At 65.9% G+C, this 18,027-nt stretch carries 16 protein-coding genes; 5 read left to right on the forward strand and 11 right to left on the reverse strand.

What is annotated here, in order from left to right:
• Positions 1-389: 389 nt before the first annotated feature.
• The 11 genes from ASF08_RS02120 to coxB all read right to left on the reverse strand — a co-directional run bounded on the left by ASF08_RS02120 (position 390) and on the right by coxB (position 10,763).
• Positions 390-1,685 carry a M16 family metallopeptidase gene (locus ASF08_RS02120; protein WP_056140569.1) on the reverse strand — a complete coding sequence of 432 codons (1,296 nt, stop codon included), beginning with the start codon at positions 1,683-1,685 and terminating at the stop codon, positions 390-392.
• A gap of 6 nt (positions 1,686-1,691) precedes the next feature.
• Positions 1,692-3,104 carry a threonine synthase gene (gene thrC / locus ASF08_RS02125; protein WP_056140572.1) on the reverse strand — a complete coding sequence of 471 codons (1,413 nt, stop codon included), beginning with the start codon at positions 3,102-3,104 and terminating at the stop codon, positions 1,692-1,694.
• Between the two features lie 262 nt (positions 3,105-3,366).
• The gene (locus ASF08_RS02130; protein ID WP_056140577.1) at positions 3,367-3,789 is read right to left on the reverse strand and encodes a DUF4864 domain-containing protein; all 423 of its coding nucleotides are present in this window, start codon (positions 3,787-3,789) and stop codon (positions 3,367-3,369) included.
• Between the two features lie 95 nt (positions 3,790-3,884).
• Positions 3,885-4,661: an SURF1 family protein gene (locus ASF08_RS02135; RefSeq protein ID WP_056140579.1), complete on the reverse strand. Its 777-nt coding sequence runs from the start codon at positions 4,659-4,661 to the stop codon at positions 3,885-3,887.
• Positions 4,661-5,029, reverse strand: coding sequence for a DUF983 domain-containing protein (locus ASF08_RS02140; RefSeq protein WP_026176139.1), 369 nt, complete (start codon positions 5,027-5,029; stop codon positions 4,661-4,663). Before ASF08_RS02140 ends, ASF08_RS02135 begins: the two co-directional genes overlap by 1 nt.
• Before the next feature lie 140 nt (positions 5,030-5,169).
• Positions 5,170-6,021, reverse strand: coding sequence for a cytochrome c oxidase subunit 3 (locus ASF08_RS02145; protein WP_018045001.1), 852 nt, complete (start codon positions 6,019-6,021; stop codon positions 5,170-5,172).
• A 165-nt stretch (positions 6,022-6,186) separates the two neighbouring features.
• Entirely contained in the window at positions 6,187-6,801 is a 615-nt protein-coding gene (locus ASF08_RS02150; RefSeq protein ID WP_056140582.1) for a cytochrome c oxidase assembly protein, read from the reverse strand.
• A 43-nt stretch (positions 6,802-6,844) separates the two neighbouring features.
• Positions 6,845-7,009 (reverse strand): hypothetical protein, encoded by a 165-nt coding sequence (locus ASF08_RS25145; protein WP_162238932.1) that lies wholly within the window; start codon positions 7,007-7,009, stop codon positions 6,845-6,847.
• Positions 7,010-7,014: 5 nt separating this feature from the next.
• The gene (locus ASF08_RS02160) at positions 7,015-7,977 is read right to left on the reverse strand and encodes a heme o synthase (protein WP_027172192.1); all 963 of its coding nucleotides are present in this window, start codon (positions 7,975-7,977) and stop codon (positions 7,015-7,017) included.
• A 198-nt stretch (positions 7,978-8,175) separates the two neighbouring features.
• A complete protein-coding gene (ctaD, locus tag ASF08_RS02165; protein WP_018044997.1) occupies positions 8,176-9,804 on the reverse strand; it encodes a cytochrome c oxidase subunit I in 1,629 nt (542 codons plus the stop codon).
• A gap of 107 nt (positions 9,805-9,911) precedes the next feature.
• The gene (gene coxB / locus ASF08_RS02170) at positions 9,912-10,763 is read right to left on the reverse strand and encodes a cytochrome c oxidase subunit II (RefSeq protein WP_056140584.1); all 852 of its coding nucleotides are present in this window, start codon (positions 10,761-10,763) and stop codon (positions 9,912-9,914) included.
• A 423-nt stretch (positions 10,764-11,186) separates the two neighbouring features.
• Here coxB and ASF08_RS02175 point away from each other — a divergent pair, with 423 nt between their 5' ends.
• From ASF08_RS02175 to fdhD, 5 genes are all read left to right on the forward strand, one after another.
• Positions 11,187-12,095: a LysR family transcriptional regulator gene (locus ASF08_RS02175; RefSeq protein WP_018044995.1), complete on the forward strand. Its 909-nt coding sequence runs from the start codon at positions 11,187-11,189 to the stop codon at positions 12,093-12,095.
• A 154-nt stretch (positions 12,096-12,249) separates the two neighbouring features.
• Positions 12,250-12,723 (forward strand): formate dehydrogenase subunit gamma, encoded by a 474-nt coding sequence (locus tag ASF08_RS02180; RefSeq protein ID WP_018044994.1) that lies wholly within the window; start codon positions 12,250-12,252, stop codon positions 12,721-12,723.
• A complete protein-coding gene (locus ASF08_RS02185) occupies positions 12,720-14,279 on the forward strand; it encodes a formate dehydrogenase beta subunit (RefSeq protein WP_056140587.1) in 1,560 nt (519 codons plus the stop codon). The genes ASF08_RS02180 and ASF08_RS02185 overlap by 4 nt, the downstream gene beginning before the upstream one ends.
• Before the next feature lie 13 nt (positions 14,280-14,292).
• Positions 14,293-17,154 (forward strand): formate dehydrogenase subunit alpha, encoded by a 2,862-nt coding sequence (gene fdhF / locus ASF08_RS02190; RefSeq protein ID WP_056140590.1) that lies wholly within the window; start codon positions 14,293-14,295, stop codon positions 17,152-17,154.
• Positions 17,141-17,998 carry a formate dehydrogenase accessory sulfurtransferase FdhD gene (gene fdhD / locus ASF08_RS02195; protein ID WP_056140593.1) on the forward strand — a complete coding sequence of 286 codons (858 nt, stop codon included), beginning with the start codon at positions 17,141-17,143 and terminating at the stop codon, positions 17,996-17,998. Before fdhF ends, fdhD begins: the two co-directional genes overlap by 14 nt.
• The last annotated feature ends 29 nt before the right edge of the window (positions 17,999-18,027 follow it).

Raw genomic sequence — 18,027 nt, forward strand, 5'->3', positions numbered from 1 at the left:
GTTCCGAGGAAGCCGATCAGGAGCGAGACGAAGGCGGTGAGGACGAGGAAAGATCTGCGCAACGGGCGAGTGTTCCGGCCGGGCGGGCACTGACGAGGAATACGGCTCAGCTTGTGGCCCAGTCGTACCGGCGGGGGGGTCCACGGACAAGGCGAGCGGCTTGCCCGCAATCGCGGCACCCACTGCTTCTTGGCGTAGCGCCGAGACGTTTTGGATCGCGTCCTTTTGCGGCCAAAACAAGCCGGACACACTTCTGAAACGTGGAGGCGTACGCCCGGATCGCTCCCAGGGGCGACAATCGCCGGTATGAGATCATACCTACGACCCTTTACCGGGCGTTCGGTCGGTCGTCGAAAGCCTTATCCTCGACGCCGGGCCAGCGGCGCCCCTCAATTCGCCCGCAGCACGCCCGTCATCTTTTCCAGGGACGGGAGCTTCTTGATCGGGCCGATCGCGGCGAGCGTCGGAGCGCCCGAGAGCAGGCGCAATCCCGCCGCCCTGACGTCATCCACCGTGACGGCATCGATCTTGGCGATGACTTCCTGAGGCGGGATCACCCGGCCCCAGGCGAGCATCTGGCGGGCATTGCGCTCGATCCGGCCGCCGGGGGTCTCCAGGGCCGACAGGAGTGCCACCTTCACCTGCGCCTTGGCGCGGGCGACCTCCACGGAATCGGCATCGCGCGCCGCCTTGGCCGTGGCCGCCAGGGTCACGTCGACGAGTTCGGCGAGATCCGAGCCGGACGTGCCGGCGCCGATGCCGAACAGGCCGCAATCGACGAAGGACCAGTGGAACGCCTGAATCTCGTAGGCGAGGCCGCGGGTCTCGCGCACCTCGTGCCAGAGCCGCGAGGTGAGACCGCCGCCGAGCACCTGCGCGAACATGTGGAGGGCGTAATAGCCTTCGTCGCGAAAGGAGAGGCCGGGCAGGCCCAGCACGAGATTGGCCTGTTCGAGCTTCTTCTGAATCCGCTTCTCGCCGCCGACATAGGTGCCGGGGACCATGTCCGGGGCGACCGTCGCCGGCATCCCGCCGAAATGATGCTCGGCCGCCTCGACGATGGCCTCGTGCGAGATGGCGCCCGCTGCGGCCACGACGATGCGGTCCGGGGTATATTCGCGGGCGAGATAGGCTTCGATGGCGTCGCGGTCGAAGCTCGCTATGGTCTGCGGCGTGCCGATGATCGGACGGCCGATCGGCTGGTCTGGAAACGCCGCCGCGGTGAAGGCCTCGTAGACCACGTCGTCGGGCGTATCCTCGATGGCGGCGTATTCCTGCAGGATCACGCCCTTCTCGCGAGCGAGTTCACCCGCGTCGAAGACCGAGCGGGTGAGGATGTCGCCGATGACGTCCAGGGCGACGCCGGCATCCTCGCCGAGCACGCGTGCGGTGTAGCTCGTACCCTCGGCGCTGGTGGCGGCATTGATGTCGCCGCCGACATTCTCGATGTCCTCGGCGATCCGTCGGGCCGAGCGGGTCTCGGTCCCCTTGAACGCCATGTGCTCGATGAGGTGGCTGAGGCCGCCCTCGTCGGGCCGCTCGTGGCGCGACCCGGCGCCCACCCAGACGCCCAGGGTCGCGGTGGCGACACCCGGCATCGTCTCCGTGGTGACGGTGATGCCGTTGGAGAGGCGGGACACCTTCAGGCCGGGAGAAGCGCCATGGGTCGCGAAATGCTGGTTCATGGGTTCTCAGTTCCCCGCCGTGATGCGTGAATGTGCGCGGATGAAAGCTTCCACCGCCGCCTGATCGTTGGCGACGCGGGTGAAACGCTCCTTCCGATCCAGCAGATCGGCGAGGTGCGGCGGCAGGGCCGGGCGATGGCCACCCGTCGCCTGTGCGACCGCATCCGGAAATTTCGCCGGATGGGCGGTGGCCAGGGCGACGACGGGGGTCTTACCGTCTTTCTCCAGAAGGCGCCGGCCGGCATGAACGCCGATGGCGGTATGCGGGTCGATGACCATGCCGATCTCCCGGTGGACCCGCGCGATCTCGGCGATGACGGCTTCTTCGGGGACCGAGGCGGCATCGAACTCGTCACGGACGGCCTTGAGGACCGCCTCGTCGAGGTGGAAGCCGCCCGATTGCTTGAGACCGGCCATCAGTCGCGACAGGCTCGACGCGTCGCGGCCCAGAGCCTCGAACAGCAGGCGCTCGAAATTCGAGGAGATCTGGATGTCCATGGAGGGCGAGGTGGTCGGCTGGACGCCGCGAACCTCGTAGGCGCCATGCTCCAGGGTGCGGGCCAGGATGTCGTTGGCGTTGGTGCCGATCATCAGGCGCTCGATGGGCAGGCCCATGCGCTTGGCGACCCAACCGGCGAGGATGTCGCCAAAATTGCCCGTCGGCACCGCGAAGGAGACGGGGCGGTGCGGTGCGCCCAAGGCCACTGCGCTGGTGAAGTAATAGACCGCCTGAGCGGCGACCCGCGCCCAGTTGATCGAGTTGACGCCGGAAAGCCGCAGCTCGTCGGCGAAATCCGCGTGCTGGAACAAGGCTTTGACGATGTTCTGGCAATCGTCGAAATTGCCGTCGATGGCGATGGCGTGGACGTTGTCCGCGCCCACCGACGTCATCTGGCGGCGCTGCACCTCGGAGACGCGGCCATGCGGGAACAGGATGAAGATGTCGACCTGATCGAGCCCGCGAAAGGCCTCGACGGCGGCGCTGCCGGTATCGCCGGAGGTGGCGCCGACGATGGTGGCGCGGGAGCGGCGGGACCGCAGGACGTGGTCCATCAGCCGGCCGAGGAGCTGCATCGCCACGTCCTTGAACGCCAGCGTCGGACCGTGGAAGAGCTCCAGCAGGAACAGGTTGTCGTCGAGCTGCACCAGCGGACACACCGCCGGGTGGCGGAAGGTGGCGTAGGAGTCCTCGATCATCCGGTCGAGATCGGCATCCGCGATCTCGCCGTCGATCAGCGGCCGCAGGACGAGCTTGGCCGCGTCGGCGTAGCGCTGTCCGGCGAGCCCGGCGATCTCGGCACGGGAAATCTGCGGCCAACTCTCGGGCAGGTACAGACCGCCGTCGCGGGCGAGGCCGGCGAGGAGAGCATCGGAAAAGCTGAGGGGCGCCGCGGCGCCGCGGGTCGAAACGTGTAGCAAAGGGGCCTCCGGGAAGGGGGCCGGTCTACACGAAGTGGATGGCGCTGTCGAAAGCCGGAAATTGCCGCCTAAGCTGTGAGGGTGCACCGCCCCTGCGAGCGCAGCGACATGGCCCGCCATCCGGAAGCCTTGGGGGTTGCCCACCTCGCCAAAAATCATTCGATCACGCGTGCCCGCTCGACCGTGAACGAGGCGGCTTGCATCCAACAAGATATCGAGGTTCCGGGAAGACCGGATCGAGACCGTCCGCCTCGGACCTCGCCTATGCGTTGTCGCCGGGCGCCTTGACGAGGCGGCAGCCATTGATCCGCCATGTGCCGTCGCTCTGCTTTTCGAGGCTGTAGAGCGCAGTCCAGTCGATGCCGTTCTCGTCCTGCAGCGTCATGCCCAGGCTGAGACCGTCCTCGCCGCTCTCCTCGACACGATCGATGCTGAAGCTGCGGGCGCGGTAGACGGCACCGTATCCCTTCCGGACCATCTCGATGAACGTGTCCGGTGAGGCGAACATCCCCTGGATCGACGGGGCGGCCTGGGCATAGGCGGTGGCCGCGTCGTCCTTGCGGAACGCCGCGATCTGACGCTCCACCGTCGCCCTGGCTGCGAGCTTCGCCGCTTCGTCTGCGGCCCGGGCCGGTTCCGAAGCGAGACAGGTGAGGGCGATCAGCAGGGAGAGGACGGCGCGCATGGACCACACTCCGCGATGGGGATGTCCGACGTCAGGATAGCGCGACGCGTCCGGCCGGCAAGAGCGAGCCCGGATCCCGAGCCCTGCCGGCTTCCTTATGTGGCCGGGTTGCTCGCGGAGCCGTCCCGTTCTTCCGAAAGACGCTTCCACGCGAAGACGCCGAAGACGCCGACCAGGCAGGCGGCGATGCCGAACCATGTGAAGGCGTATTGCATGTGGTTGTTGGGAAGGTCGACGCGAAGCTGTCCGCCCTTGGGCCAGCCGCCGGGGTTCGGCGTGGCATCCGCCTCGATGAGATAGGGCATCACGGTGAGCCCCCTCGCAGCGGCGATGCCGTCGATGTCGCGATGGAACCACTCTCCCTTGGCGGGCTCCGGCGGCGGCACGAACATGGTCCGTATCTCCGGACCGCGCAGCATCCCGGTGATCGTGACCGATCCGGCGACCTGTCCCGGCTGGCGACGCGCCGCATCCTTCAACTCCGTGGGCACGAAACCCCGGTTGACGATGACGAGGCTGCCGTCATCGTCCCGCTTCAACGGCGTCAGAACGTAGAAGCCCTGGAGCGCCTTGCCAGGCACGGCACCGGCCGCGAGACCGTGGACCAGGGTCTCCTGGTCGTTCAGCAGCGTCCCCGTCACCCGCACGCGCTCGAACTCGTCCCGCGCCGGATCCCAATCGTTTCGGGCCGGGAGAGGGGCAGGGGGCTCGGCGCGCGAGCGGGCGACGATGCGGCCGATCAGGGCTTCCTTCTCGCCCTTGCGATGCAACTGCCAGACGCCGAGGCTCAACAGGATGGCAAGGCAGATCAGCGAGGCGATGGCGGGCGCCGCCAGCGCCCGCACGGCGCCCGGACGAACAGGCTTGGGCATCAGCGAAAGCGCCCCTCCGCGGCCTTGTTGGCGAATTGAAGCGCCGCCAGCATTCCCTTCAACGGGCGCACGAGGGCGAGGCTCAGCCCGACCGACAGGGTGATGGCCACGACCGCATGGACCCAGATCGGCGGCTCGAAGGTGATCTCGAGCCAGAGCGCCAGCCCGACGACGACGATGCCGACGATGGACATGACGAAGAAGGCGGGGCCGTCGCCGGAATTGAAGTTCGAATAGTCGAGGCCGCAGACCTCACAGGACGGCCGGAACGTGAGGAAGCCGTCGAACATCGCGCCCTTGCCGCAGCGGGGGCAGCGGCAGCGCAATCCGGTGGGAACTGGCGGCGGTAGCGGCCGAGGGTGATTCACGATGCTTGCTCCTCGGTGACGGGCGAGTCCGCCGTCCGTCCCATATGGGGTTCCCGGCAGTCATGGCACGAAAAAGGGCGGCTCGCGCCGCCCTGATTCTCATACCTGTGTCGCTTCGCCTCGATGAGGCGGGACCGGTGTCAGTGAGCCGCCGTGCCGGCGCCCCAGACGTAGATCGACGCGAACAGGAACAGCCAGACCACATCGACGAAGTGCCAGTACCAAGCGGCGAACTCGAAGCCGAGATGCTGCTGGACCGTGAACTGGCCGAGATAGACCCGGTATAGGCAGATCGCGAGGAAGATCGTGCCGATGATGACGTGAGCGCCGTGGAAGCCCGTCGCCATGAAGAAGGTCGCCGAGTAGATGCTGCCCGAGAAGCCGAAATGCGCGTGGCTGTACTCGTAGGCCTGGCAGGCCGTGAACAGCACGCCGAGGATGATCGTGAGCCACAGACCGTATTTAAGGCCCTTGCGGTCGTTGTGCAGCAGGGCGTGGTGAGCCCAGGTGATCGTCGTGCCGGAGGTCAGCAGGATCAGCGTGTTGAGGAGCGGCAGGTGCCAGGGATCGAACGCCTCGATGCCCTTGGGCGGCCAGGTGCCCCCGGTGAAATCCAGGCGCGTGGTCTGGATCGGGTCGGCGGTGTAGAGCGCCGCCTCGAAATAGGCCCAGAACCAGGCGGCGAAGAACATCACCTCGGAGGCGATGAACATGATCATGCCGTAGCGGTGGTGAAGCTGCACCACGCGGGTATGGTCGCCGGCATTCGCCTCGTGGACGACGTCGCGCCACCAGGAGAACATGACGTAGAGCACACCGATCGTGCCGGCGCCGAAGATGTAGGGGCCGGGGCTGAGCGTGCCGATCTGCAGGCTCTTCATCCAGAACACGGCGCCGAACGCCATGAGGAAGCCGGAGAAGGCACCCAACAGCGGCCAAGGGCTCGGGCTCAAGATATGGAAGTCGTGATTCTTGGCGTGCGCCTCGGCCATCTCAATTCTTCTCCTCACCCCGGGCCCAATGCCGCGAACGGCTCTGACCTTCTGAACGTTCGGCTACACCGGAACCCTTAATCGGGACGGCGCAGTGTTGTCACGCTTGAGACCTCAAAAAACCTGGCGCGTACAAAACGCGTCCCGCCAAATTATTTGACGACCTCAGAAATTGGTTTTCGCACCCTTGCCGTCCGTCGTCGCCAGGGCGGCCGAGGGCTGGCCGTTCTTCGACGCGAAGTAGGTGTAGGAGAGCGTCAGTTCCTGCAGATGGGCGGTGTTCGAATCGGCGCGTACGGCCGGATCGATGTAGAACACCACCGGGAAATCCATCGTCTCGCCGGGCTGCAACGTCTGCTCGTTGAAGCAGAAGCACTGGATCTTCACGAAGAAGCTGCCCATGAGCCCGGGCTGAACATTGTAGGTCGCGATCCCCGTCGAGGGGGTCGTCCCCGTGTTCTTCACGCGGAAGAACACGGTCTTCGTTTCGCCCAGACGCGCCTCGATCTTCGGCGTCTCCGCGACGAAGCGCCAGGGCAGGGTCGACGCGACATTGGTGTCGAAATGGACGACCATGCTGTCGTCCATCGCGACCTGCGTGGGAGCGAGCCCGACCCGCGGCGTGCCGTCATAGCCGGTGGCCTTGCAGAACATGTCGTAGAGCGGCGCCGACGCGAAGGCGAGGCCGACCATTCCCATAGCCAGACCCGCACAGGCGAGGGCGGTGACCGAAGCCTTGCGGTTCGGCGTGCTGCTTCGCTTGGTTGGCATGTCGGTCATGATGACGTCCGACTCTCTTCGCTGAACGGTCCGGTCGATCGGGTCACAGCGGGCGGTTGAGGATCTGCGGTCCGAGCTTGGCGATGGTCAGGGCGTAGAAGATGGCCACGAGGACGAACAGCACCGTGGCGATGGCGATCGAGCGCCTGCGCTGGCGCTGCTGCTCCTCGGGCGTCAGACGCCGCGGCGGCGTGGATTTCTCCGGCATCGAGGTCACGCGAGCACCGCGCGGTAGAGCCCGAGGCCCTGCTCGGCCAGGACCGCCGAGAACAGCAGGAACAGGTAGAGGATGGAAAAGCCGAACATGCCGAGGGCGGCCTTGCGTTCCGCCTCGCCCTCGCGGTTGCGGTAGACATGGACGCTGAAGGCCAGCATCCCGAGGCCGCCGATGAAGGCGGTGACTCCGTAGAGCCAACCACCGAAGCCGAGGAACACCGGGGCGAGGCCCACCGGGAACAGCACGATCGAGTAGTAGATGATCTGGCGGCGGGTGGATTGCGGCCCGGCGACGTTGGGCATCATCGGGATGCCGGCCTTGGCGTATTCGCCGGCCTTGATCAGCGCGAGCGCCCAGAAATGCGGCGGGGTCCAGATGAAGATGATGAGGAACAGGATCGTCGATTCGATGCCCACCGATCCCGACACGGCCGCCTGACCGATCATCGGGGGCAGGGCACCGGCAGCGCCGCCGATGACGATGTTCTGCGGCGTCGCCCTCTTCAGCCACATGGAATAGACGACGGCGTAGAAGACGATCGTGAAGGCCAGGAGCGAAGCGGCGAGCCAGTTCGAGGCGAGGCCGAGCACCAGCACCGAGCCCACCGACAGGACGATGCCGAAGGCCAGGGCCTCGCCGGGCTGGATGCGGCCGCCGGGTATCGGGCGGGTCGCGGTGCGGGTCATGACCGCGTCGATATCGGCATCCCACCACATGTTGAGGCAGCCGGAGGCGCCGGCGCCCACCGCGATCATCAGGAGCGAGATCACGCCGACGACGGGCTGGATGTGAACGTGCGAGACCACCATGCCGACGAGGGCGGTGAAGATCACCAGCACCATCACGCGCGGCTTCAGGAGTGCGAAGAAATCCGCGACCTCACCACCGACCATCATCGGGGTCGGCGCGAAATCGTGCGGCTCGGCGGCAGCGGAGACGCTGTTCGACAGGCTCGTCATGGGGTCCCGATACTGTTGTCGGTATGGCCGGAATTCGGATCACGCCGTCTCTGGCGCCGCCCTTTGCGGGATGTCGCTCGGTGAAGAGGGGCATCCGGTAAAGAGCGAGGACCGCTCACGCGATCCTCGCAATCCCTAGTGTCGTTTTAGAACAATCGTAATTTCGAAGCCGATCGCGATCGTGAAGACGGCAGTGCCTCAGTGACCGTGGTCGTCGACGATGGTCGGCAGCGTCTCGAACTGGTGGAAGGGCGGCGGCGAGGAGAGCGTCCACTCGAGGGTGGTGGCGCCTTCGCCCCACGGATTGTCGGCAGCGCGGACCTTCGAACGGAAGGCGAGGACGACGCCGATGAAGAACACCACCATGCCGAGAGCGAAGATGTGACCGCCCCAGGTGGAGACCTTGTGCCAGCCGGCGAAGGCTTCCGGGTAGTCGGCGTAACGACGCGGCATGCCGGCGAGACCCAGGAAGTGCATCGGGAAGAACAGGACGTTCGCACCGATGAAGGCCAGCCAGAAGTGCAGCTTGCCGGCCCATTCCGGGATGACGTAGCCGGTCATCTTCGGGAACCAGTAGTAGACACCGGCGAAGATGATGAACACGGCGCCGAGCGACAGCACGTAGTGGAAGTGGGCGACGACGTAATAGGTGTCGTGCAGGTACTTATCGACCGCCGAGTTCGCCAGCACGACGCCGGTGACGCCGCCGACCGTGAACAGGAAGATGAAGCCGACTGCCCAGTGCATGGCGGCGGTGAAGCGGATCGAGCCGCCCCACATCGTCGCGATCCACGAGAAGATCTTCACGCCGGTGGGTACCGCGATGACCATGGTGGCGAAGACGAAATAGGACTGCGTCTGGAGCGACAGGCCGACCGTGTACATGTGGTGAGCCCACACGACGAAGCCGACGACGCCGATGGCGACCATGGCATAGGCCATGGCGAGGTAGCCGAACACCGGCTTGCGCGAGAATGTCGAGATGATGTGGGAGACGATGCCGAAGGCCGGCAGGATCATGATGTACACTTCGGGGTGGCCGAAGAACCAGAACAGGTGCTGGTAGAGCACCGGATCACCACCGCCGGCCGGATCGAAGAAGGTCGTGCCGAAGTTGCGGTCGGTGAGCAGCATCGTGATCGCGCCGGCGAGGACCGGGAGCGACAGGAGCAGCAGGAACGCGGTCACCAGCTCGGCCCAGGCGAACAGCGGCATCTTGTGCAAGGTCATGCCCGGCGCGCGCATGTTCAGGATGGTGGTGATGAAGTTGATGGCGCCCAGGATCGAGCCGGCGCCCGAGAGGTGGAGGGCGAAGATCGCGAAGTCCACGGACGGGCCGGGATGGCCGGAGGTGGAGAGCGGCGGGTAGACGGTCCAGCCCGTGCCGGCACCGGTGGTTCCGGGGGCGCCTTCGACGAACAGCGAGCAGACGAGGCTCGCGAAGCCGGCGACGGTCAGCCAGAACGAGATGTTGTTCATGCGCGGGAACGCCATGTCTGGCGCGCCGATCATGAGCGGGACGAACCAGTTGCCGAAGCCGCCGATGAGCGCCGGCATCACCATGAAGAACACCATGATGAGGCCGTGGCCGGTCACGAACACGTTGTAGGTGCCGGGATTCGAGAAGTACTGCAGGCCGGGCTCTTCCATCTCCATGCGGATGCCGAAGGAGAGGAACGCGCCGATGATGCCCGCGCAGAACGCGAACAGGAGGTAGAGCGTGCCGATGTCCTTATGGTTGGTCGACAGGAACCAACGGGCGAAGAAGGACGGCGTATGGGAGGCGTGGGCGTCGTGATGCCCTGATTGTGCTGTGGCGGTTGCCATCGTTGCAGACCCTGTTCAGGTTTCTCTAAATCTCTCGATTTGCGAATGGACCGACCCGGTGAAGGGCCGGTCCAGCCGGTGCCGTCGGGCGGCGCCGGAAAAAGCCGCTACTTGGCTTCTGCGAACTTCGAACCTTCATCGAGGCGGGCGAACTTGGTCTTCCCCTCGGCGAGCCAAGCGGCGTAGGCCTCGTCGCTCACCACCTGCACCGTGATGGGCATGTAGGCGTGGCGTGCGCCGCAGAGCTCCGAGCACTGGCCGTGATAGGTGCCCTCACGCTCGGCCTTGAACCAGAACTGGTTCAGGCGGCCGGGGATCGCGTCGATCTTGAACCCGAAGGACGGCATCGCCCAGGAGTGCAGCACGTCGGCCGCGGTCACCTGGATCTTCACGATCTTGTTCACCGGAACGACCATGTCGTTGTCGGTGCCCAGCAGCTTGGGCTGCTTGTCTTCGTCGATATTGGCATCGAAGGTGAAGCCGCCGCCGTTCTCCACGGCCGGGTACTCGTAGGACCAGTACCAGGCATGACCGATCACCTTGATGATGACGTCGGCCTTGGGGTCCGAGAGCTGGGTGCGCAGCAGGCGGAACGAGGGGATGGCCACCGCCACCAGGATCAGCACCGGGACGATGGTCCAGGCGATTTCGATCATGGTGTTGTGAGTGGTCTTGGACGGGACCGGGTTCGCCTTCGCGTTGAACTTGAAGATGCAATAGACGATCAGGCCCAGCACGAAGGCCGAGATGCCGAAGGAGAGCCAGTGCATCCCCTGCTCGAACGTGTGAATGTCCCGCGCGTTCTCTGTGACGGCGACCTGACGGTCCATCTGCCACGGCTCGGGCTGGCCGATGCCCGCCGCCAGAGCGGCTGTAGAAACGAGGGCGGTGCCGAGCGCAGCAAAAGCGCCCGCAGCAAGTCCCCATGATGACCGGTGTTGCGCCTGCGTGGTCCGCATGTGCCTCTCGTGGCTCCCCTTGGTATCGTTCTACGTCGTCCCGCAGCGTCTTGCGACTTTTGACGTCGCGCGCAAGTCCTAGCTCAACGGGAAAGGCAAGCCTCGATCACGTATTTCGGGCCGGCATTGCCGGTGTCAGACCACATGGAGGTCGACGGCGCAACCGCAACAGCGTCGCATGGATGAGGCTTTCCCCGTAGTCCAGGCCGAAGGGAGCCCGAATGACGAGCGGGGTTCAAAGCGATTTTGCTCGGCGGCGAACTTAAATTTATCTTACAGCCGTCTTCGGGGCTGAATCCGTCGCCAGTATAGCGCCGTTCCCGCTATGGAGGGGGCTTGATCCCGTGCGAGGATGCCCGTGCCCATCCAGGTTTCGAACGCGCCGAAGGCCGGAACGGGGATGAACACGATAGGGTCCCGGCGGTGATCGAGCGTCTCGAATTCCTCCTTGCCTTGGCCCGCGAGCGGCATTTCGGCCGGGCGGCGCAATTCTGCAACGTGTCTCAGCAAACCCTGTCGGCCGGGGTGAAGCAGCTCGAAGAGCGACTCGGCGTCCTGCTGGTGGAGCGCGGGTCCCGCTTCCAGGGGTTCACCCCGGAAGGCGAGCGCGTCCTCGATTGGGCACGCCGGATCGTCGGCGACGCGCGCGCCATGCGGGAAGAAGTGGCCAGCTTGCGCCGAGGTTTGTCGGGTACCCTGCGGCTCGCGGCGGTTCCCACCGCGACGCCCATCGTCGCCTCGTTGACGACGCCCTTCCGTGCCCGCCATCCCGACGTGCGGTTCTCCGTCCACTCGACGACCTCCGGCGAGATCGGCCGGCTGATCGCCGACCACGAGATCGACGCCGGAATCACCTATCTGGAGAACGAGCCCCTCGGGAAAGTCATCGCGGTGCCACTCTACCGCGAGCGCTACCGCCTGCTCACGGCCATCGACGGCGTCTACGGCAAGAGGGATTCGGTCAGCTGGGAGGAGGTCGGTCGTCTGCCCCTGTGCCTGCTCACGCCGGACATGCAGAACCGCCGCATCATCGACGGTCACTTGCACAATGCCGGGCGGGATGCCGCGCCGCTGCTCCAGTCGAATTCGATGATCGTGCTGCTCACCCATGTCCGCACGGCGAAATGGGCGAGCGTGATGCCCGCTGTCCTCGCCGACAGCTTCCGCCTGAGTGAGCGCGTCCGCTCCGTTCCGATCGGTGAGCCCGACGTGAGCCACATGATCGGGCTGGTGGTGCCGGAACGGGACCCGATGACGCCCCTCTGCGCCGCGCTCATCGTCGAGGCCCAGGCGATCGCTCCCACCGTCGCCGACGACATCGCCTCGCTCTGACGGGCTGCCCCGCAACTCACTCGTCACACTGCCCTTTCGCAGCGCACAATAGAATTATAACAAAAAAGCATTGTCGACCGACCGAACCGCGCGATTGATTCACGTTCGGAGATATACCACCTTGGAACGACAACAAGTTCACTAGGTAGGAACAATGCTGCAGCACGAGCCCTGGAGCGCGCAGCGTGCGGCCGGCATCATCGCCGACCATACGCATCTCGAAGGCGCCACGCTCCCCATCCTCCACGCCTTGCAGGAGACCTTCGGTTACGTGGACGAGGGCGCGGTACCGCTGATCGCGGATGCGCTGAACCTGTCCCGGGCCGAGGTTCACGGCTGCATCACGTTCTACCACGACTTCCGTCGCGCTCCCTCGGGCAAGCATCAGGTGAAGCTGTGCCGGGCCGAGGCCTGCCAGGCCATGGGCTCGGACGCGTTGCATGCCGACATTCTCGCCCGCCTCGGGATCGATTGGCACGGGACGACGCCTGACGGTCAGATCACCGTGGAGCCCGTCTATTGTCTCGGCCTCTGCGCCAACGGTCCGGGCGCCCTGGTCGACGATGAGCCGCTCGCGCGCCTCACCGCAGATTCCCTGGAATCGGCCCTCACGGAGATGAAGTCGTGAGCATCACCATCTATGTCCCGCGCGACGCCGTCGCCCTCGGTCTCGGCGCCAACCGTGTCGCCCGCGCGATCTTCGCCGGCGCCGAGCGCCGCGGCCTCGACGTCACCATCGTCCGCACGGGCTCGCGCGGGATGCTGTGGCTCGAGCCCATGGTCGAGGTCGCGACCCCGGAGGGCCGCATCGCCTACGGTCCCGTCACTCCCGGCGATGTCGACGGCCTTCTCGATGCCGGTCTGGTGAACGGCGGCGAGCATGCCCTTCGCCTCGGCAAGCCCGAGGAGATGACCTATCTCGCCCGTCAGCAGCGCCTGACCTTCCATCGCTGCGGTGTGATCGATCCCGTCTCGGTGGAGGATTACCGGGCGCATGGCGGCTATAACGGGCTGGATGCCGCGCTGAAGCTCGATGCCGCCGGCATCGTGGCGCAGGTGCGCGATTCCGGTCTGCGCGGACGCGGTGGCGCCGGCTTCCCCGCCGGCATCAAGTGGAACACGGTTATGCTCGCCCAGTCCGAGCAGAAATACGTCGTCTGCAATGCCGACGAGGGCGATTCCGGCACCTTCGCAGACCGGATGATGATGGAGGGTGACCCCTTCAACCTCATCGAGGGCATGACCATCGCGGGCATCGCGACGGGTGCCACGCGCGGCTACATCTACCTGCGGTCCGAATATCCCCAGGCCTTCGCGACGCTCAAGGAAGCGATCGTCAATGCCCGGGCCGCCGGCTATCTCGGCGAGAACGTGGCGGGCTCGGGCAAGGCCTTCCATCTCGAAGTGCGCTTGGGCGCCGGCGCCTATATCTGCGGCGAGGAGACCTCTCTGCTGGAGAGCCTGGAGGGTCGTCGCGGCATCGTCCGCGCCAAGCCGCCGATCCCGGCACTCAAGGGCTTCCTCGGTCAGCCGACCCTCGTCAACAACGTCATGACCTTCACGGCCGTGCCCTACATCCTGGAGCACGGCGCCAAGGCCTATGCCGATTACGGCATGGGTCGTTCGCTCGGCACGCTGGCGATCCAACTCGCCGGCAACATCAAGCATGGCGGCCTCATCGAGTTCGCCTTCGGCATCACCCTGCGCGAGATCATCGAGGATTTCGGCGGCGGCACGCAGAGCGGCCGTCCGGTCCGCGCCGTGCAGGTCGGTGGCCCCCTCGGGGCCTACTTCCCCGACCATCTCCTCGACACGCCTCTCGATTACGAGGCGATGGCGGCCAAGAAGGGCCTCGTCGGCCATGGCGGCATCGTCGTGTTCGACGACACCGTGGACATGGCCAAGCAGGCTCGCTTCGCCTTCGAGTTCTGCGCGGTGGAATCCTGCGGCAAGTGCACCCCCTGCCGCATCGGCGCGACGCGCGGCGTCGAGACCATGGACAAGGTCATCGCCGGCATCCGTCCCACCGAGAATCTCGCCGTCGTGGCCGACCTTTGCGACGTCATGACCGATGGGTCGCTCTGCGCCATGGGAGGCCTCACACCGATGCCCGTCATGAGCGCGATCACCCATTTCCCCGAGGATTTCCAGCAGCGCGGACCGATGTCCGTGGCCGCTGAATAAGGAGGCGCGACCCATGGCCCTCATCAAAGAGATCGATTACGGCACCCCGATCCGGGTGAACGAGCAGACCGTCACCCTCACCATCGACGGCATGAGCGTGACCGTTCCCGCCGGCACCTCGGTGATGGCGGCGGCGATGCATGCCGGCACGCAGATCCCCAAGCTCTGCGCCACCGATTCGCTGGAAGCCTTCGGCTCCTGCCGCCTCTGCCTCGTGGAGATCGAGGGGCGGCGCGGCACGCCCGCCTCCTGCACCACCCCAGCCGAGAACGGCATGGTGGTCTCGACCCAGACGGACAAGCTCGCCAAGCTCCGCAAGGGCGTGATGGAGCTCTACATCTCCGATCACCCCCTCGACTGCCTGACCTGTGCCGCCAACGGCGATTGCGAGTTGCAGGACATGGCCGGCGCGGTCGGCCTGCGCGACGTGCGCTACGGCTATGACGGTGCCAACCACGTCAAGCCGACCTCGGACCAGTACCTGGCCAAGGATACGTCCAACCCGTATTTCACCTACGATCCGTCGAAGTGCATCGTCTGCAATCGCTGCGTCCGCGCTTGTGAAGAGACCCAGGGCACCTTCGCGCTGACGATCTCGGGCCGTGGCTTCGACAGCCGCGTGGCTGCCGGCCCCACCGACTTCTTCAATTCCGAATGCGTGTCCTGCGGCGCCTGCGTCCAGGCCTGTCCGACGGCGACGCTGCAGGAGAAGTCGATCATCGAGCATGGCCAGCCGGACCATTCCGAGGTCACCACCTGCGCCTATTGTGGCGTCGGCTGCTCGTTCAAGGCCGAGATGCAGGGCACCCGCATCGTCCGCATGGTCCCCTACAAGGACGGCAAGGCCAACGAGGGCCATTCCTGCGTCAAGGGCCGCTTTGCCTACGGCTACGCCACCCACAAGGACCGCATCACCAAGCCGATGATCCGCGACAAGATCACGGACCCCTGGCAGGAAGTGTCGTGGGAGGTCGCGATCGACCGCGCCGCGTCGGAGTTCAAGCGCATCCAGGCCAAGTACGGCAAGGATTCGGTGGGCGGCATCACCTCGTCACGCTGCACCAACGAGGAAGCCTATCTCGTCCAGAAGCTCGTGCGCGCCGCCTTCGGCAACAACAACGTCGATACCTGCGCCCGCGTCTGTCATTCACCCACGGGCTACGGCCTGATGTCGACGCTCGGCACCTCGGCCGGCACGCAGGACTTCGCCTCGGTGGCGCATTCCGACGTGATCCTCGTCATCGGCGCCAACCCGACGGACGGTCACCCGGTCTTCGGCTCGCGGATGAAGAAGCGCCTGCGTGAGGGTGCCAAGCTCATCGTCGCCGATCCGCGCAGGATCGACCTGGTGAAGTCGCCCCATATCGAGGCCGATTATCACCTGCCGCTGAAGCCCGGCTCCAACGTCGCTTTCATCAACGCGATGGCGCATGTCATCGTAACGGAAGGGCTCATCGACGAGGCCTATGTCCGCGAGCGCTGCGATCTCGGCGACTTCGAATCCTGGGCGCGTTTCATCGCCGAGGAGCGTCACTCGCCCGAGGCCCAGGCCGACAAGATCGGCGTGAACCCCGAGGACATCCGGGGTGCCGCCCGCCTCTACGCCACCGGCGGGGCCGCGGGCATCTATTACGGTCTGGGCGTCACCGAGCACAGCCAGGGCTCGACCATGGTCATGGGCATGGCCAACATCGCCATGGCCACCGGCAATATCGGCATGCTGGGCGCCGGTGTGAATCCGCTGCGCGGCCAGAACAACGTCCAGGGCTCCTGTGACATGGGCTCGTTCCCGCACGAGCTGCCGGGCTACCGCCACGTGTCGGACGATGCCACCCGCGAGACCTTCGAATCCCTGTGGGGCGTCCAGCTCGACAAGGATCCGGGCCTGCGCATCACCAACATGCTCGACGAAGCCGTCGATGGTGCCTTCAAGGGCATGTACATCCAGGGCGAGGACATCGCCCAGTCCGACCCCGACACGCACCACGTCACCGCCGGCCTGATGGCGATGGAATGCATCGTCGTCCAGGACATCTTCCTGAACGAGACGGCGAAATACGCCCACGTCTTCCTGCCGGGCGCGTCGTTCCTTGAGAAGGACGGCACCTTCACCAATGCCGAGCGGCGCATCAGCCGCGTGCGCAAGGTGATGCCGCCGCTGGCCGGCTACGGCGATTGGGAGGGCACGATCCTGCTCTCCAACGCGCTGGGCTACCCGATGAACTACTCGCATCCCAGCGAGATCATGGACGAGATCGCCTCGCTCACCCCGAGCTTCAAGGGCGTGAGCTTCGCCAAGATCGACGAGCTCGGCTCGATCCAGTGGCCGTGCAACGACGCCGCCCCCAACGGCACGCCGATGATGCACGTGGACCGCTTCGTGCGCGGCCTCGGCAAGTTCATGATCACGGAATACGTGGCCACCGAGGAGCGCACCGGCCCGCGCTTCCCGCTCATCCTCACCACCGGCCGCATCCTGTCGCAGTACAATGTCGGCGCGCAGACCCGCCGCACGGAGAACTCGCGCTGGCACGAGGAGGACGTGCTGGAGATCCACCCGTTCGACGCGGAGGTGCGCGGCATCGTCCACGGCGATCTGGTGGCCTTGGAGAGCCGTTCCGGCGACATCGCCCTCAAGGCGATCGTCTCCGAGCGCATGCAGCCGGGCGTGGTCTACACCACGTTCCACCACGCCAAGACCGGCGCCAACGTCATCACCACCGACTTCTCGGACTGGGCCACCAACTGCCCCGAGTATAAGGTGACGGCGGTGCAGGTGCGACGGACCAACCGGCCGTCGGATTGGCAGGCGAAGTTCTTCGAGGAGGACTTCTCGCTCACGAGAATCGCGACGCAATTGAATGCTGCCGAGTGAACGGAACGATCTGAACGAGAGCGACACGCCGGCTCCGACGAGCCGGCGTGTCCCGACCCTGGTCGTGGCCTACGACGACCCCACGGCCCGCGAAGGGCATCGCGATCTTGCCGTCGAGATGCCCGTCAACCTCGTCTATGGCAGCGTCCCCTACGCGGTCATGATGACGACCCCGTCCGACCTCGTGGATTTCGCCTACGGGTTCAGCCTCACCGAGGGAATCGTCGAGTCCGTCGACGAGATCAGGTCGGTCCGGGTGGAGGACGGAGACGGGGGATTGCGCCTCGTGGTCGATCTCGCACCGGGGCGGTTGCGCGAGCACCTTGCCCGGAAACGCGCCATCTCCGGGCGCACCGGTTGCGGCGTCTGTGGGATCGACGATCTCGCCGCCCTGCCCAAGGCGGAGCCGCGTGCTCATGCGGTGCAGGCGGTCGGGATCGAATCGATCCAGCGCGCCCTGCTTGGAATGGGCGACGCGCAGCTTCTCAACCACACGACCCGCGCCGTCCATGCCGCGGCCTGGGCGGATCGGGACGGCAACCTTCTTGCCCTGCGCGAGGATGTCGGCCGCCATAACGGCCTCGACAAGCTGATCGGCGCGCTGATGCGGGAGCGGACCGACCCACGCGAGGGGTTCGTCGTCATCACCAGCCGCTGCTCGTTCGAGATGGTCGAAAAGGCCGCGACCTTCGGCGCCGCGATCCTCGTGGCGATCTCGGCCCCGACATCGCTGGCCATCGACCGGGCGCGCCTGCACGACATGACGCTCTGCGCCATCGCCCGGTCTGACACCCTCACGGTCTTCACCGGCCGCGAACGCCTTCTCCTTGCAGCCGAGCGCTAGAGGCGCGCGGCCCCCTTCACCCGTCGACC

This window comes from Methylobacterium sp. Leaf85 (assembly GCF_001422125.1).
In the GTDB taxonomy this organism is placed as follows: Bacteria; Pseudomonadota; Alphaproteobacteria; order Rhizobiales; family Beijerinckiaceae; genus Methylobacterium; species Methylobacterium bullatum.

What these genes read in the sequence shown, in the direction of transcription:
- ASF08_RS02180 (WP_018044994.1), top strand. Translation starts at nt 12,250, where the DNA reads ATGCTGCAGCACGAGCCCTGGAGCGCGCAGCGTGCGGCCGGCATCATC.
- ASF08_RS02135 (WP_056140579.1), bottom strand. Translation starts at nt 4,661, where the DNA reads ATGCCCAAGCCTGTTCGTCCGGGCGCCGTGCGGGCGCTGGCGGCGCCC.
- fdhF (WP_056140590.1), top strand. Translation starts at nt 14,293, where the DNA reads ATGGCCCTCATCAAAGAGATCGATTACGGCACCCCGATCCGGGTGAAC.
- fdhD (WP_056140593.1), top strand. Translation starts at nt 17,141, where the DNA reads ATGCTGCCGAGTGAACGGAACGATCTGAACGAGAGCGACACGCCGGCT.
- ASF08_RS25145 (WP_162238932.1), bottom strand. Translation starts at nt 7,009, where the DNA reads ATGCCGGAGAAATCCACGCCGCCGCGGCGTCTGACGCCCGAGGAGCAG.
- ASF08_RS02150 (WP_056140582.1), bottom strand. Translation starts at nt 6,801, where the DNA reads ATGACCGACATGCCAACCAAGCGAAGCAGCACGCCGAACCGCAAGGCT.
- ctaD (WP_018044997.1), bottom strand. Translation starts at nt 9,804, where the DNA reads ATGGCAACCGCCACAGCACAATCAGGGCATCACGACGCCCACGCCTCC.
- ASF08_RS02160 (WP_027172192.1), bottom strand. Translation starts at nt 7,977, where the DNA reads ATGACGAGCCTGTCGAACAGCGTCTCCGCTGCCGCCGAGCCGCACGAT.
- coxB (WP_056140584.1), bottom strand. Translation starts at nt 10,763, where the DNA reads ATGCGGACCACGCAGGCGCAACACCGGTCATCATGGGGACTTGCTGCG.
- ASF08_RS02145 (WP_018045001.1), bottom strand. Translation starts at nt 6,021, where the DNA reads ATGGCCGAGGCGCACGCCAAGAATCACGACTTCCATATCTTGAGCCCG.
- ASF08_RS02130 (WP_056140577.1), bottom strand. Translation starts at nt 3,789, where the DNA reads ATGCGCGCCGTCCTCTCCCTGCTGATCGCCCTCACCTGTCTCGCTTCG.
- ASF08_RS02120 (WP_056140569.1), bottom strand. Translation starts at nt 1,685, where the DNA reads ATGAACCAGCATTTCGCGACCCATGGCGCTTCTCCCGGCCTGAAGGTG.